Consider the following 14,402-nt stretch of genomic DNA (forward strand, 5'->3'; position numbering starts at 1 on the left):
CCGGGGTCCTCACGTCTCCCGCAGGCCCGCCCCTGTCTCCGACAGCTCGAGCCGCCACATGATCTCCCCGTCGTGCACGACATCGGTGGAGACGAGCCCGGCGGCCGCGGCGACCGCCGCGGAGGCGTGATGATCCGGGTGCACATGGGCGATCACGGCGGCGATGCGCTGGACGGGTTCCTGTGCCAGCGCCGCCACCAGCGCACAGGCCGCCTCCCGCGCGATGCCCCGCCCCTGCCACGGGGTGCCCACGGTCCAGGCGATCTCGGCGATACGGGAGCCCTCCGCGTAACCGGACAGATGCGCCGGCGCGGGACCGACCGTCGCCTGCACCGCCCCCACGAACCGCCGCTGGGCGCAGAGCTCGACCACCCAGTTGCACCAGGTCACCTGCGGCTCCGGGGAACCGGCCGCCCACCGCTCGTACCGCGCCCGCAGCTCCTGCTCGCCCTCGGGCGCGCCCCCGATGAACGTGTGCAGCGCGGGATCCCCGAGCACCCGCGCCATCTCGGCGGCGTACTCGGCCTTCACCGGCAGCAACCTCAGCCGGGGCGTGCGCAGTTCACGGAGTATCAAGCGGTGTCCTCATACGAACGGTCGGCGGTGTCCTCATGCGACCGGTGGGCGGTGTCCTCATGCAGCCAGCTGGTGAGCAGCACCCGCCGCCCGTTGGACTCGATCCACTCGGCCTCGTCCTCGACCATCCGGTAGCCGGTCGCCGTGGCGACGGCCCGGCTCGCGAGGTTGTCCTCGTCGATCTGCAGTCTGAGTTCGCGCAGGCCCAGCTCTTCGTGCGCGAACGAGGTGAGCAGCCGCGTGGCCCGTACGGCCAGGCCACGGCCGCGGTGTTCGGGTCCGATGGCGTAGCCGAGGGTGCCGTCCTCCAGGTTCACCATGACCTCGCCGAACGGCAGTCCGCCGTCGGTGGTGACCGCGAACCGCAGCCGGGTGCCGGCCACGCGCCTCTCGCGTGCCGTCGCCAGATGCGCCTCGGCCTGCGCCGGACCGAAGGGGACGGGAAGCGGCGTGAACCGGGCGACATCGTCGTTGTCGAAGATCTTCACCATGGCGTCGATGTCGTCGTCCCGCCATTCCCGCAGCACGAGCCCGTCCCCTTCGACGACCACGGCCTCCCCGCTCACGACAGTCACGCGGGCCCCTCCCTCAACTCACAGCCTGTTTCTGTTACGGAGCATACGTGCGCTCCCGGACGGGTGAGCCGGGTCACATCAACTGCCCTGTCACAGCTTCGGACCCGGCGGCATCCCGTGGTTGTCAGCAACTCACACCACCGCATACGAGGAGCCCGCCATGACCGCACGACTGAACCTCTTCACCAACGAACTCGGCGCGAAGCACCTCAAGTACCTGGTCTCCGCAGGCAAGGTCCTCACCGACTCGTCGCTGCCGACCTCCCTGCAGGAGCTCGTCTCCCTGCGGGTCAGCCAGATCAACGGCTGCGCGATGTGCGTCGACATCCACACCAAGCACCTGGCGCACGAGGGCGAGGACGCGGTGCGGATCAACCTGGTCACCGCCTGGCGCGAGGCCACGGTCTACACGGAGGCCGAGCGCGCCGCCCTCGACCTGGCCGAACAGGCCACCCGTATCGCCGACGCCTCGGGCGGCGTCCCGGACGAGGTCTGGACAAACGCCACGAAGCACTACCCAGAAAACGAACTCGCCGCCTTGATCTCCCTCATAGCCCTGATGAACGCAATGAACCGCCTGAACGTAACGACCCAAAACCCCGCCGGCGCGTACGCCGTCGGCCAGTTCTAACGAGCGGGGGACCATTCGTCGCGCCGCGTGGGCGATTTGCCCGATGCGTACGCGACAGATGGTCCCCTTTTCGTCAGGGGGAGACCACCGCCGCCTGGGGGCGGATCGGGAGGCGGTTTATTGGGCGGGCAGTTGCTGCTCGGACTGCTCCGGCGACTGCGGCGGGGGCCGTGACGACCGGGACCGCCGAGGCGGCCTTGGCGCCGAAGGGGGCCACCACGTCGCGCTCCTCGACGAGCTTGACGATGCGGATATCGGGCGCGTCCAGGGCAGTCGGCAGTGCGTAGCCCGTCAGGTCCGGGTGGCGGACCACGCCGCGCGGAGTGCGCAGGTTCTCGGTCAGCGCCGCGCCGACGCCCTGGGTCACGCCCGCTTCGATCCGGGCCGCCAGCTGGGCCGGGTTGAGGACACGGCCGACGTCCTGGGCCACGGCGAGCTCGACGACACGGATGGAGCCGAGCTCCACGTCCACGTCGACCACGGCGCGGATCGCACAGAACGCGAGCCCCACGAAGGCGTCGCCCTGGCCCGTCTCGTCCAGCGGCTCCGTCGGGTGCGGGCGGCACTGGGCCGTGGCCCAGAGTTCCTTGCCGTCCATCGCCTCGGTGACGGTCGTGGAGAGGACACCGTCGTACGAGGTGATCTTGCCGTCGGCGATCTGGAGCAGCTCCGTGGACATGCCGAACTTGGCGGCCAGGGGCTGCAGAAGCTGCGTGCGGACCATCTTCGCGGCGCGTTCGACGGCTCCGCCGGAGACCCACGTATGGCGGCTGCGACAGCCCGCGCCCGCGGGAGGCTGGTCGGTGTCGACAGCGGCGACGTGGACTTCCTCGATGCCCAGGGTCTCCTGGACGATCTGGCGGGCGAGGGTGGAGAAGCCCTGACCGGTTTCGACGGCCGCGCAGATCACGGTCGCCACGCCGTCCTGGACCTTCACGGTCGCGGTCGAGACCTCGTCGGTGCCTTCCGCGCCCAGCATGTGCACCATGCCGAGCGCGTAGCCGACGCCGCGGCGCACCGCGCCCGGTTCGCCCGCGCCTTCGGGGCCGCCGGGGAGGATCCACTCCTCTTCCGGGGTGTCCTTGGGGAGCGGGGGCAGGTCGAAGTCCCTTACGGCGCGCAGGAGTTCGGCGACGGGTGCCGGGCAGGTCACCGTCTGGCCGGTGGGCAGGATGTCGCCCGTGGCCATCACGTTGCGCAGCCGCAGCTCGGCCGGGTCCACGCCCAGCTTCGCGGCCAGCTTGTCCATCTGCGCCTCGTACGCGGCGCAGACCTGGAGCGCGCCCTCACCCCGAACGTGCCCGGAGGGCGGGTTGTTGGTGCGCACCGCCCAGCCTTCGATGAAGGCGTGCGGCACGACGTACGGACCGCAGGCGAAGGCGACGGCCGCGGCGAGCGATTCGGAGGACGCGTCCGCGTAGGCGCCCGCGTCGAGCAGGATCTGCGCCTCGACCTTGACCAGGCGGCCCTCGGCGTCCGCGTGGTGGCGGTAGCGCAGCAGCGTCGGGTGCCGGTGCGCGTGGCCGAGGAAGGACTCCTCGCGGGTCGCGGTGAGCTTGACCGGGCAGCCGGTCTTCAACGCGAGCAGCCCGAGCGGGAGCTGGAAGCCGGGGTCCTCGCGGTCGGCGGTCGCGCCGGGCACGCCCGTGACGACGACCTTCACGCGGTCGGGCTCCAGGCCGTAGCAGGCGGCGGCCAGATCGCGGTCCGAGTGCGGGTCGGTGGAGGCGACATAGAGCTCGACGCCGCCGTCGGGCCGCGGTACCGCGAGGCCCGCCTCGGCGCCGATGGGGGCGGGGTCCTGGCGGCCGATGCGGTAGAGGCCTTCGACGATGACCTCGCCGGTGGCCTCGGCGTCCCCGTACTGCAGCGGGATGTGCCGGATCAGATTGCCGTCGGGGTGCAACGGCTCGGCGGCGAAGGCCTGTTCGGGGTCGGTGACCGGTTCGAGCACCTCGTACTCGACGATGATCGCGGCCGCCGCCATCCGCGCCGTGTCCGGGTGGTCCGCGGCCACGGCGGCGATGGGCTCGCCGTGGTGGCGTACGAGCTCGGAGGCGAAGACCGGACGGTCGGCGATCCGCCGGCCGTGCGCCGCGTCACCGGGCACATCGGCGTGCGTGACGACCGCGTGCACGCCCGGCATCTGCTCGGCGCCGGAGGTGTCGATGGAGGTGATACGGGCGTGGGGGTGCGGGGAGCGCAGGATCGCGGCCCACAGGAGGCCCTCGGCCCACAGATCGGAGGCGTACGGGAACGTCCCCTCCGTCTTCGCACGCGCGTCCGCGGGCGGCAGCGAGGCACCGATGCCGTGCTGCTTCTCCTCGGCGGCGGGTGCGGTGACCGTCTCGTTGCTCACGCCCGGCCTCCGCCCTGCGAGTAGGTGACGCCACCGGCACCCGGGGGTGCCTGGTGCGGGATGCGTGCCTGGTCGTCGGCTTCGCCTTCGGGCACGGCCGACTGCCGCTCGGCGACGACGTCCTTGACCGCTTCGAGTACGCCCTTGTAGCCGGAGCAGCGGCAGAGGTTGCCGCACAGCGCCTGGCGGGCCTCGCGTTCGGTCGGCTGCGGATTGCCTTCCAGCAGATCGTGCACGGTCATCGCCATGCCCGGTACGCAGAAGCCGCACTGCACGGCGCAGCTCGCGGCGAGTGCCCGCTGCACGTCGGAGGGCTGCCCTTCGTCGGCGAGGCCTTCGACCGTACGGACCTCACTGCCCGCGGCCGTCGCGGCGGGCACGAGGCAGGAGGCCACGAGGCGGCCGTCGACCTGCACCGCGCACGCACCGCACTCGCCCTGCGAGCAGCCGTCCTTGGCGCCGGCGAGGCCGAGGCGCTCACGCAGCACGTAGAGCAGCGATTCGCCGATCCAGGCGTCGGTGACCGGGCGGTCGGCGCCGTTCACGCGCAGCACGTAGGAGGACAGGGGGTGTTCGTCGCCGAAGGCGGAGACAGGGGCGGCGGGTTCGGATCCGTCCGGCTGCCCGTCACCGTCCGGGGCGACCTCGGCGGCGTCCTGCGCGGACGGCTCGTCGGCGGCAGGTTCCGGCTGGGCGTCCCGCCGTGCGTCCCGCTGCGGTACGTCGGCTTCCGCGGGCTGTTCCGCGGCCGGCACCGCTTCGGGGGTGGCGGGATCGCCCTGCGCGACCGGCTCCCCGTTCTGCGAAACGGCTTGCGAGGCGCCCTGCGAGACGTCTTGTGAGGCGGCTTGCGAGGCATCCTGCGACCCGGACCGCGGAGCGTCCTGCGGCACGGCCTGCGCCCACGGCGCCGGAGCACCGCCCGGCAGGGTCGCCGGTGCACGGTCCGTCCACTGGTCGACCAGCGAGGAAGAGGTGAACTCGCCCGATTCATCCGGAAGATCACCCTGGGCCAGCGGAATCGACCACTGCCCGGTGACCTGCGACGGCCCGGGCTCGGGCGCCGCCTGGGCGGCCGCCTCCGTGAACGACCACTGCCCGGTCATGCCCGCCTCGTGCTGCGGCGCGGGCTGCTGGGGCGCATTCGGCTCGGGCCACTGGACGGGCGCGGGAGCGGGCTCGGGGGCAGCGGCCGGCCCCGTGCCCATCTGCGGTACCAGCGCGGGGATCACGAAGGTCCCGGTGGCCGCCGGATCGGCGGCGGCGCCGGGCACGCCCCAGATCTGCGGCGGTACGAAGCTGCCGCCGGGCGCCGCGGGGGGGGGGGGCGCGGGGCCCCCCGGGGGCGCGACGAAGGCCGTCGCGTCGCCGTCGTACTCGCCCTGGCTCGTGGGCTGCCAGCCGCCGTGGCCGTACGAACCGTTCGCGTCGTTCCCGTACGAGCCCTCGCCCTGCTGCCCGTTGCTCACCTGTCCGCCGCTTCCGTACGCGTCCCCGTACCCGTCCCCGTAACCGGGAGCGCCGTTGCCTTCCGTACCGCTCATCCCAGCGCCCTCCCCAGTGCCCGCCGCGCAAGCACGGAAACCGTGCGCCTGAGCTGCTGGACGGCGGGCGGCAGTTCCTGCGGGGTGCCGTCCGGTGCCTGGTCGGGGATGCAGGCCGGGGGGGCAAAGGCGCCCAAGGCGGGGGGCGGCCCGGGGGCCCGCGCCCCGGCGGCGGCGCATTCGATCAGGGAGGCGACCCAGCGCTCGGCCTCGAGCGGACGCAGCGGCATCGGCGCGACCGCGCCCACCGCGCACCGCACCCCTCGGCGCGCGGGGTCGAGCACGAGGGCGACGGAGGCGAGGGCGCGTCCTGGGCCGGTGCGGCCGGTCGCCTTCAGGTAAACCTGCGGGGCGTGCAGCAGCGGAATCCGTACGTAGCCGATGAGTTCACCGCCGCGCAGCCGCTCCATCCCGGCGAGCAGATGCGAGACGGGCACCTCACGGCGTGCGCCACCGGGTCCCGCGACGATCAGGTCGGCCTCGAGCGCGGCGAGCACGGGCAGCGAGTCACCGGTCGGGGCGGCGGTGGCGATGTTGCCGCCGAGCGTCCCTGCGTTACGGATGGTGGGCGGTCCGGCCGCGCGGGCGGCGGCGGCGAGCGCGGGGATCAGGGCGGCGAAGTCGGGGCGGCCCATGCGGGCGTGGGTGAGCCCCGCGCCGAGCAGCGCGTGGCCGTCCTGGTACTGCCAGCCGCGGATCTCGTTGATCTTCCCGAGCCCGACCAGACCGGCGGGCCGTAGCTGCCCCTTGTTCACCGAGGCCATCAGATCGGTGCCACCGGCCACGGGCACGGCGGCGGGCATGGCGGAGAGTGCCGCGACCGCCTCGTCGAGCGAGGTCGGCAACGTCACGGACTGCGCCACCTGCGGTGCGTGCGTGGTCAAGACCGGCTGCCCCTTCCCGTGCCCGACTCATGAGGCCGTGGTGTGTCTGCTGCTCCCCCAAGCTCTTCGAGCAGGGGGTGCCCCCGGTACGGTACGTGCTCACAGGCCGGACGTGGCAACTCTGGCACATCTTCCGTACCCGCCGACGGTGGGGTCCACTAGGACCCTTTCGCACGGGAATTCACGTAATGCCCGGATTTCAGGCGCCATTGCCGACCATCACTTCTGGCCGTTCACGGCGCGCGTCCGACACCGGACGCCCACGCTCCCAGGGCCGCACCCCCGGGACACATGGGTCGTGCACACCTCACACGTTTGGGGGCGCCCCCTCGATCGGGCGTCCGAGCACTCCGGGCCGCCGCTGCCACGGCAACGGGCCACCCGGCGGCCGGAAGTCGACGCCGAGCGCCTCAAGTCGGGCGTAGTGCGCGGTCATTCGCCGCTCGAACCCGGCGAATAACCGCGCACCGGAAGGCCCGAGCTCGCTCCAGGCCACCTCGGCAAAGGCCGAAAGCCGGGGAAACGCCTGGTAGTCGACGCGCCCCGGGCTCTCCATGACCTCGGTCCACAGATTCGCCTGCGTCCCGAGCACATGGGCGGCCTCGTCGGCCGACAGCTGCGGCGGCACGGGCTCGAAGCGGTACACGTCCTCGAGCGTCCGTACGTATCCGATCGGCACCGGCTCGTCCTCGCCGCCGTCCTGGCGGTGGTCCAAGTACACCTGCTGCTCGGGGCACATGACGACGTCGTGACCTGCCTGCGCGGCCGCGATCCCGCCCGCGTACCCGCGCCAGCTGGACACCGCCGCGCCTTCGGCGAGCCCGCCCTCGAGGATCTCGTCCCAGCCGATGAGCCGCCGGCCCCTTTGAGTGAGCCACCGGTCGAAGTGCCGGATGAACCACGACTGCAGTTCGTCCTCGTCCTTGAGCCCCAGCTCCCGCATCCGCTCCTGCGCGAACGCGGACTGCTTCCACTGCTCCTTGGGGCACTCGTCGCCGCCGATGTGCACGAAGGGCGACACGTCCTCGGGGAAGAGGCCGAGCAGTTCCTCGAAGACCCCTTCGTAGAACCGCAGAACCTCCTCGGACGGCGCGAGCACATGCGAACTGACGCCCCAGGTGTCCCAGACGTCCAGCGCCGCGGTGTCCACGACGTCGCGGTTGCCGAGTTCGGGATACGCGGCGATCGCGGCCTGCGAGTGCCCGGGGATGTCGATCTCGGGCACGATCCGGATGTGCCGCTCCCGCGCGTACGCGACGATCTCGCGGATGTCGTCCTGCGTGTAGAAGCCGCCGTGCGGCTTGTCCTCCCACAGCGGCGACGCGCGATGCCCGTACTTGGTGCGCGAGCGCCACGAGCCGACCTCGGTCAGACGCGGGTGGCGCTTGATCTCGACGCGCCAGCCCTGGTCGTCGGTGAGGTGGAAGTGGAAGACGTTGAGCTTGTGCGCGGCCATGAGGTCGAGGTACCTCAGCACGCCGTCCTTGGGCATGAAGTGCCGTGCCACATCGAGCATCATGCCGCGCCAGCCGAAGCGGGGTGCGTCCTCGACGAGGACCTCCGGTACGTCCCACTCCGGCCGCCCGGCGACGGGCGCGCGCCGGAACGCCTCGGCCCCGAGCAGCTGCCGCAGGGTCTGCGCACCCCAGAACACCCCGGCCGCGCTGCCGCCCTCGATCCGTACGCCGCTGCCCGCCCGCACGGTCAAGCGATAAGCCTCGGGGACCAGTTCGGCATCGATGCGCAGCGCGATGGCACCGCGTTCCGGCCCGGGGTCGAGCGGCAGACCGGTGGCCGCCCCGACCGTGGCGCGCAGCCAGCGTGCGACACCTTCGGTGCCGGGGCCGGCGCACAGGGTGGATGCGGCGCCGATCGGATACGTGCCGCCGGCGGTCAACTCGTAGGTGCGCGGCAGCGGTACGAGGGGCGGCAGTTCGTCAGGAGTCGTCATGGTCACGACCCTGTCACGTGGGTGGCATATACAACGAGGCTGAAAAAAGAACCGGCCCCGGCGCGCGCCCGAGCACACACCGGAGCCGTACGGCCGTACTGCCCGACGGAGCGGGCGGGCTACTTCTTGCCGCCGCCCTTGCCGTCCTTGTCCTTGCCGCCGCTGTCCCCCATGGACTCGTAGATCTCCTTGCACAGGGGGCACACCGGGTACTTCTTCGGGTCGCGGCCCGGTACCCAGACCTTGCCGCAGAGCGCGACGACGGGGGTGCCGTCGAGCGCGCTCGCCATGATCTTGTCCTTCTGGACGTAGTGGGCATAGCGCTCATGGTCACCGTCGCCGTGCGACACCTGGGGTGTCGGCTCGACGAGGGTCCCCGTACCTGTGCCGCGCTCGGGCTCGAGAGTGCTCATATCCAAAGGCTACCGAAGGCTTCGCCCAAAGGCGGCCGGGCGGGGTCCCTCCAGTCATCCCTCTAGTTAAGAGAGGGATCGTCCGGATATGTCGCGATCATCGCCAACTCGCTGCGCTGGCGCCGCAGCACCGCGCGCCACAGGTTCTCCGGCACCGGCGAGGAGACGTCCCCGGGCTCGGACTCCACCACGTACCAGGCGCCGTCGGCCAGCTCGTCCTCCAGCTGCCCCGGACCCCAGCCCGAATACCCGGCGAAGATCCGCAGCGAACCGAGCGCGGCCGCGAGCAGTTCCGGCGGGGTCTCCAGGTCCACGAGCCCGATCGCCCCGTGCACCCGGCGCCAGCCGATGGGGTCTCCCCTGCTCGAGCGAAGCCGAGAGCTCGGGGAAGGCGCCCGCTCCGTGGAATCGCCCGGGATGACGGCCACACCGAGCGCCGAGTCGAGCGAGACGGGTCCGCCCTGGAACACGACGCCCGGCTCACCGGTGAGTTCCGCCCAGCCCTCGAGGACGTCGCCGACACTCACCGGCGTGGGCCGGTTGAGGACCACGCCGAGCGAACCCTTCTCGTCGTGGTCGAGCAGGAGGACGACCGCGCGGTCGAAGTTCGGGTCCGCCAGGGCGGGGGTGGCCACGAGCAACCGCCCTGTGAGCGAGGACACCTCGGTCATGGTCGACATGATCCCGCATATTCGGCCGCGGGGGACAGACACGGATGTCACAGCCCCATATCCGGTGGTGAGCGGGGCGCCGCGCCGATCGGACACCCTCACACACCGGCCCGCGATCCGGTGACCGTACGCAACTGCGAAGCAACCGCTCGTGTTGTGGCGAACTCATGACGGTTCTGAAGCCCCTTCGGGCTTCCGGAACAGGGGTGCACGGCCATTACGCTTGCACCTTCGGACCCCCCTGCCCGACTCATCGGAACGCGAGATACATGACCGTCAACGGCACCGACGACGTACTCCTTGTCCACGGCGGAACCCCGCTCGAGGGCGAGATCCGTGTCCGCGGAGCTAAGAACCTCGTGCCCAAGGCGATGGTCGCCGCGCTGCTCGGCCACGAGCCGAGCCGGCTGCGCAACGTGCCCGACATCCGCGATGTCCGCGTGGTGCGTGGCCTGCTGCAGCTGCACGGTGTGACCGTCCGCCCCGGCGACGAGCCGGGCGAACTCGTGATGGACCCCTCGCACGTCGAGAGCGCGAACGTCGCGGACATCGACGCGCACGCCGGTTCCTCCCGTATCCCGATCCTGCTCTGCGGCCCGCTTCTGCACCGCCTCGGCCACGCGTTCATCCCGGGTCTCGGCGGCTGCGACATCGGCGGCCGGCCGATCGACTTCCACTTCGAGGTGCTCCGCCAGTTCGGCGCGACCATCGAGAAGCGCGCCGACGGCCAGTACCTGGAGGCGCCGCAGCGGCTGCGCGGCTGCAAGATCGCGCTGCCCTACCCGTCCGTGGGAGCGACCGAACAGGTGCTCCTGACGGCCGTACTGGCCGAGGGCGTCACCGAACTCTCCAACGCCGCCGTGGAACCGGAGATCGAGGACCTCATCTGCGTACTGCAGAAGATGGGCGCGATCATCGCGATGGACACCGACCGGACCATCCGGATCACCGGTGTCGACCGCCTCGGCGGCTACAACCACAAAGCGCTCTCCGACCGCCTGGAGGCCGCGTCCTGGGCGTCGGCCGCGCTGGCGACCGAGGGCAACATCTACGTACGCGGCGCACAGCAGCGCACGATGATGACCTTCCTCAACACGTACCGGAAGGTCGGCGGCGCCTTCGAGATCGACGACGAGGGCATCCGCTTCTGGCACCCGGGCGGCTCGCTCAACGCCATAGCTCTCGAGACGGACGTCCACCCGGGCTTCCAGACCGACTGGCAGCAGCCGCTGGTCGTCGCGCTCACGCAGGCCGCGGGCCTGTCCATCGTCCACGAGACGGTGTACGAGTCGCGGCTCGGCTTCACCTCCGCGCTGAACCAGATGGGCGCCCACATCCAGCTCTACCGCGAGTGCCTCGGCGGCTCCGACTGCCGCTTCGGCCAGCGCAACTTCCTGCACTCCGCGGTGGTTTCGGGCCCGACGAAACTCCAGGGCGCGGACCTCGTGATCCCCGATCTGCGCGGCGGCTTCTCGTACCTGATCGCGGCGCTCGCCGCGCAGGGCACGTCCCGCGTGCACGGCATCGACCTGATCAACCGCGGCTACGAGAACTTCATGGAGAAGCTCATGGAGCTCGGCGCGAAGGTCGAACTGCCGGGCGGTGCGCTCGTCTAGATCCTCTGCTTGTACGTTTCCGGGGCGGCTGCCGGCAGTTGGCAGCCGCCCCTACGTATGCCGAGGTAGCTATGGTCACTCTCCCCCGCCCCGCCGCCCTGCTCTGCGACATGGACGGCACACTCGTGGACACCGAGCACGCCTGGCTCGATGTCGTACGGGAATTCCTCGCCGCCGAGAACAGGCCGGCCCCCGCGTCCCTGCTCGCCCCGTTCGCGGGCGCGACGATCGCGGTCGCCGCGGATCTGCTCGTACGGGATCAACTCACCGCGCGCCCGCAGGAAGAAGTGGCCCAGGCGCTGGACAAGGCCTTCACGGAGGCCGTGGCGGCCGGTGTGACGGTGCAGCCGGGCGCGCTCGCCCTGCTTGACCGGGCGCGGGAACTGGGCGTCCCCACCGCGCTGGTGACCTCCTCGGAGCGGCATGTGGCGGACCTGGTCCTGGCGACTCTCGGCCGCCACCGCTTCGACGCGTCCTTCGCGGAGGGTGAGTCCGGGCGCGGGAAGCCGTTCCCGGACCCGTACTTGAACGCCGCCGCGGCGCTGGGCGTCGACCCGGCCTCCTGCCTCGCCGTCGAGGACACCCCTACGGGGGCGGCTGCGGCGCTGGCGGCGGGGTGCGGGTTGTTGGCGGTCCCCACCGTCCCGGGGATCCCGTCGGGGCCGCGTACAACCTTCGTACGGTCCCTGACGGAGGTCGACATCAGCCCCTCCGGCGATTGACGAGAACCGAACGAAGTCGGGATGCACGGGGCGCGGCCCCGGACCAACGCCGAAGGGGCCACCGGGACGGACCCGGTGACCCCTCAGGAGGCGAAAGGACTTACTTGCCCTTGGCCGCTTCCTTGAGCTTCGAGCCCGCGGAAACCTTCACGCTGTAGCCGGCGGGGATGTTGATCGGCTCACCGGTCTGCGGGTTGCGGGCAGTACGAGCGGCACGGTGGGTGCGCTCGAAGGTGAGGAAGCCGGGGATGGTGACCTTCTCGTCGCCCTTGGCGACGATCTCGCCGACGGTCTCGGCGAAAGCGGCCAGCACGGCGTCGGCGTCCTTGCGAGTCACCTCGGCGCGGTCGGCCAGCGCGGCCACCAGCTCACTGCGGTTCATGTTGTTACTCCCGTGTTCTTCTTGCTGTTGAGGCGGTGCCACGCGGCAAAGCCTGTCGGGCACAGCGAAGCCGATGCTGCCAGGGCCCTCGGCGGTCCCGTGACCCGGGTCCGCCGGCCGGACCCTCGCGCCCGTGGGGGTGCCCCTCGGACTAAGCCCTTGGGGAAGCATCCTGCCCCCACCTCCGGCGGGAAAGCCAATCCGCCGCCCCGTTATGGGTAGCGCAGTCACACGAAAAGCGCCCATCGTAGGCAACATGCCCCGAAATGGTGACGCTCCGTCGGCTCCCGGCGAAGCACCGCAGGGCATGAGGGCCTGGATTCCGCCGCAACCCTAGAGCGCCTCCGTACACGTCGCGTTCCACGACGCGCCGCCATTCAGACCGTGCTTCGGGTCACATCACGCCGAGGGGGCCGCGCCCGCCGCCTTCGCCGCGTTGCGCACCGCGCCGGCCACCGCGCCCGCGACCTTGTCGTTGAAGACGCTGGGGATGATGTAGTTCGGGTTGAGCTCGTCCTCCGACACCACATCGGCCAGGGCCGTCGCCGCCGCGAGCATCATCTCCGTGTTGACGGTGCGCGACTGGGCGTCGAGCAGACCGCGGAACACACCCGGGAACACCAGGACGTTGTTGATCTGGTTGGGGAAGTCCGAACGGCCGGTGGCGACAACTCCCGCGGTCTGCCGGGCGATTGACGGGTCGACCTCGGGGTCCGGGTTCGCAAGCGCGAACACGATCGCGTCGTCCGCCATGGCGGCGACGTCGTTGCCGTCCAGGACGTTGGGCGCGGAGACACCGATGAAGACGTCCGAGCCGACGACCGCTTCCTTGAGCGTGCCGGTGACGCCCTCGGGGTTGGTGTTGTCGGCGATCCAGCGCAGCGGCGAGTCCGCGGCGGCGTCGACCAGGTCGGCGCGGTCCGCGTGCACCACACCGTGGATGTCGGCGACGACGGCGTGCTTGACGCCGGCCGCGAGCAGGAGCTTGAGGATCGCGGTGCCGGCGGCGCCCGCGCCCGACATGACCACGCGCACGTCGCCGATCGACTTGCCCACCACACGAAGGGCGTTGGTCAGGGCGGCGAGCACCACGATGGCGGTGCCGTGCTGGTCGTCGTGGAAGACCGGGATGTCGAGGGCCTCGCGCAGGCGGGCCTCGATCTCGAAGCAGCGCGGTGCGGAGATGTCCTCGAGGTTGATGCCCGCGAAGCCGGGGGCGATCGCCTTGACGATCGACACGATCTCGTCGGTGTCCTGGGTGTCCAGGCAGATCGGCCAGGCATCGATGTCGGCGAAGCGCTTGAAGAGGGCGGCCTTGCCCTCCATGACCGGCATGGCGGCCATCGGGCCGATGTTGCCGAGGCCGAGGACGGCGGAGCCGTCCGTCACGACCGCAACGGTGTTGCGCTTGATGGTCAGGCGCCGGGCGTCCTCGGGGTTCTCGGCGATCGCCATGCAGACGCGCGCCACACCCGGCGTGTAGATCATCGAGAGGTCGTCACGGTTGCGGATGGGGTGCTTCGACTGCATCTCGATCTTGCCGCCGAGGTGCATCAGGAACGTACGGTCGGAGACCTTGCCGAGGGTGACGCCCTCGATGCCGCGCAGCTCCTCGACGATCTCGTCGGCGTGCGCGGTGGAGGTCGCCGCGATGGTGACGTCGATCCGGAGCTTCTCGTGGCCCGAAGCGGTCACGTCCAGGCCGGTGACGGAGCCACCGGAGGATTCGACGGCCGTGGTGAGCTGCGAGACGGCGGTTCCGCTCGCGGGCACCTCGAGTCGGACCGTCATCGAGTAGGAGACGCTGGGCGCCGTTGCCATGCCGACTTCTCTCTTTCACCTGTACATCGCGTGCGTCATCCGATCGTCGCACCTACCTGCCGGTACGAGGTAGCCGTCCCGGGTTTAGAACGTTTTGCTCGTGGACAGGGTGCAATTTCGGAAAACCACTTCCACCATACGAGAAGTGCAGGGTGGCGCGGAAGCCCTTTCAGGGGGCACGTATCGACTCTGTGGCTACATACAAAAAGGTGGACGCCCCCCCGGGGGGGGGGCTCCGTGGCGGTGAATGGTCCCCC

At 71.0% G+C, this 14,402-nt stretch carries 13 protein-coding genes; 3 read left to right on the forward strand and 10 right to left on the reverse strand.

Annotated features, from left to right (window positions below; genetic code table 11):
- Positions 1–9: 9 nt before the first annotated feature.
- Together JAO81_RS28495 and JAO81_RS28500 are read right to left on the reverse strand one after the other, a co-directional pair.
- Entirely contained in the window at positions 10–576 is a 567-nt protein-coding gene (locus JAO81_RS28495; RefSeq protein ID WP_199550828.1) for a GNAT family N-acetyltransferase, read from the reverse strand.
- The gene (locus JAO81_RS28500) at positions 573–1,151 is read right to left on the reverse strand and encodes a GNAT family N-acetyltransferase (protein ID WP_199550829.1); all 579 of its coding nucleotides are present in this window, start codon (positions 1,149–1,151) and stop codon (positions 573–575) included. Before JAO81_RS28500 ends, JAO81_RS28495 begins: the two co-directional genes overlap by 4 nt.
- Before the next feature lie 160 nt (positions 1,152–1,311).
- Here JAO81_RS28500 and JAO81_RS28505 point away from each other — a divergent pair, with 160 nt between their 5' ends.
- Positions 1,312–1,782, forward strand: a complete 471-nt coding sequence (locus tag JAO81_RS28505; RefSeq protein ID WP_199550830.1) for a carboxymuconolactone decarboxylase family protein — start codon at positions 1,312–1,314, stop codon at positions 1,780–1,782.
- A 73-nt stretch (positions 1,783–1,855) separates the two neighbouring features.
- On the opposite strand, the gene JAO81_RS28510 is transcribed toward JAO81_RS28505, so the two are convergent.
- The 6 genes from JAO81_RS28510 to JAO81_RS28535 form a co-directional block, all read right to left on the reverse strand.
- Positions 1,856–4,141: a molybdopterin cofactor-binding domain-containing protein gene (locus JAO81_RS28510; RefSeq protein WP_307813807.1), complete on the reverse strand. Its 2,286-nt coding sequence runs from the start codon at positions 4,139–4,141 to the stop codon at positions 1,856–1,858.
- Positions 4,138–5,685: a 2Fe-2S iron-sulfur cluster-binding protein gene (locus tag JAO81_RS28515; protein ID WP_199550831.1), complete on the reverse strand. Its 1,548-nt coding sequence runs from the start codon at positions 5,683–5,685 to the stop codon at positions 4,138–4,140. The genes JAO81_RS28510 and JAO81_RS28515 overlap by 4 nt, the downstream gene beginning before the upstream one ends.
- Positions 5,682–6,569 carry a xanthine dehydrogenase family protein subunit M gene (locus JAO81_RS28520; protein ID WP_199550832.1) on the reverse strand — a complete coding sequence of 296 codons (888 nt, stop codon included), beginning with the start codon at positions 6,567–6,569 and terminating at the stop codon, positions 5,682–5,684. Before JAO81_RS28520 ends, JAO81_RS28515 begins: the two co-directional genes overlap by 4 nt.
- 307 nt (positions 6,570–6,876) lie before the next feature.
- Positions 6,877–8,520: a beta-N-acetylhexosaminidase gene (locus JAO81_RS28525; protein WP_199550833.1), complete on the reverse strand. Its 1,644-nt coding sequence runs from the start codon at positions 8,518–8,520 to the stop codon at positions 6,877–6,879.
- 119 nt (positions 8,521–8,639) lie between these two features.
- The gene (locus JAO81_RS28530; protein ID WP_199550834.1) at positions 8,640–8,933 is read right to left on the reverse strand and encodes a DUF3039 domain-containing protein; all 294 of its coding nucleotides are present in this window, start codon (positions 8,931–8,933) and stop codon (positions 8,640–8,642) included.
- A 62-nt stretch (positions 8,934–8,995) separates the two neighbouring features.
- Positions 8,996–9,604, reverse strand: coding sequence for a YqgE/AlgH family protein (locus JAO81_RS28535; RefSeq protein ID WP_199550835.1), 609 nt, complete (start codon positions 9,602–9,604; stop codon positions 8,996–8,998).
- Between the two features lie 269 nt (positions 9,605–9,873).
- Here JAO81_RS28535 and murA point away from each other — a divergent pair, with 269 nt between their 5' ends.
- Together murA and JAO81_RS28545 are read left to right on the forward strand one after the other, a co-directional pair.
- Positions 9,874–11,220 carry a UDP-N-acetylglucosamine 1-carboxyvinyltransferase gene (gene murA / locus JAO81_RS28540; RefSeq protein ID WP_199550836.1) on the forward strand — a complete coding sequence of 449 codons (1,347 nt, stop codon included), beginning with the start codon at positions 9,874–9,876 and terminating at the stop codon, positions 11,218–11,220.
- A gap of 71 nt (positions 11,221–11,291) precedes the next feature.
- On the forward strand, positions 11,292–11,942 hold the full coding sequence (locus JAO81_RS28545; RefSeq protein WP_199550837.1) for an HAD family phosphatase: 651 nt from the start codon (positions 11,292–11,294) through the stop codon (positions 11,940–11,942).
- A 100-nt stretch (positions 11,943–12,042) separates the two neighbouring features.
- Here the strand turns inward: JAO81_RS28545 and JAO81_RS28550 are convergent, their stop codons facing one another.
- Both JAO81_RS28550 and JAO81_RS28555 read right to left on the reverse strand, forming a co-directional pair.
- Positions 12,043–12,324, reverse strand: coding sequence for an HU family DNA-binding protein (locus JAO81_RS28550; RefSeq protein ID WP_016645140.1), 282 nt, complete (start codon positions 12,322–12,324; stop codon positions 12,043–12,045).
- A gap of 399 nt (positions 12,325–12,723) precedes the next feature.
- The gene (locus tag JAO81_RS28555; protein ID WP_199550838.1) at positions 12,724–14,145 is read right to left on the reverse strand and encodes an NAD-dependent malic enzyme; all 1,422 of its coding nucleotides are present in this window, start codon (positions 14,143–14,145) and stop codon (positions 12,724–12,726) included.
- Between the last annotated feature and the right edge of the window lie 257 nt (positions 14,146–14,402).

This window comes from Streptomyces sp. N35, assembly GCF_016464295.1.
Taxonomy (GTDB): Bacteria; Actinomycetota; Actinomycetes; order Streptomycetales; family Streptomycetaceae; genus Streptomyces.

Excerpts from the sequence above, each read along its gene's own strand:
- JAO81_RS28505 (WP_199550830.1), top strand. The coding sequence starts at position 1,312 with ATGACCGCACGACTGAACCTCTTCACCAACGAACTCGGCGCGAAGCAC.
- JAO81_RS28515 (WP_199550831.1), bottom strand. The coding sequence starts at position 5,685 with ATGAGCGGTACGGAAGGCAACGGCGCTCCCGGTTACGGGGACGGGTAC.
- JAO81_RS28525 (WP_199550833.1), bottom strand. The coding sequence starts at position 8,520 with ATGACGACTCCTGACGAACTGCCGCCCCTCGTACCGCTGCCGCGCACC.
- JAO81_RS28530 (WP_199550834.1), bottom strand. The coding sequence starts at position 8,933 with ATGAGCACTCTCGAGCCCGAGCGCGGCACAGGTACGGGGACCCTCGTC.
- JAO81_RS28535 (WP_199550835.1), bottom strand. The coding sequence starts at position 9,604 with ATGACCGAGGTGTCCTCGCTCACAGGGCGGTTGCTCGTGGCCACCCCC.
- murA (WP_199550836.1), top strand. The coding sequence starts at position 9,874 with ATGACCGTCAACGGCACCGACGACGTACTCCTTGTCCACGGCGGAACC.
- JAO81_RS28545 (WP_199550837.1), top strand. The coding sequence starts at position 11,292 with ATGGTCACTCTCCCCCGCCCCGCCGCCCTGCTCTGCGACATGGACGGC.
- JAO81_RS28550 (WP_016645140.1), bottom strand. The coding sequence starts at position 12,324 with ATGAACCGCAGTGAGCTGGTGGCCGCGCTGGCCGACCGCGCCGAGGTG.
- JAO81_RS28555 (WP_199550838.1), bottom strand. The coding sequence starts at position 14,145 with ATGGCAACGGCGCCCAGCGTCTCCTACTCGATGACGGTCCGACTCGAG.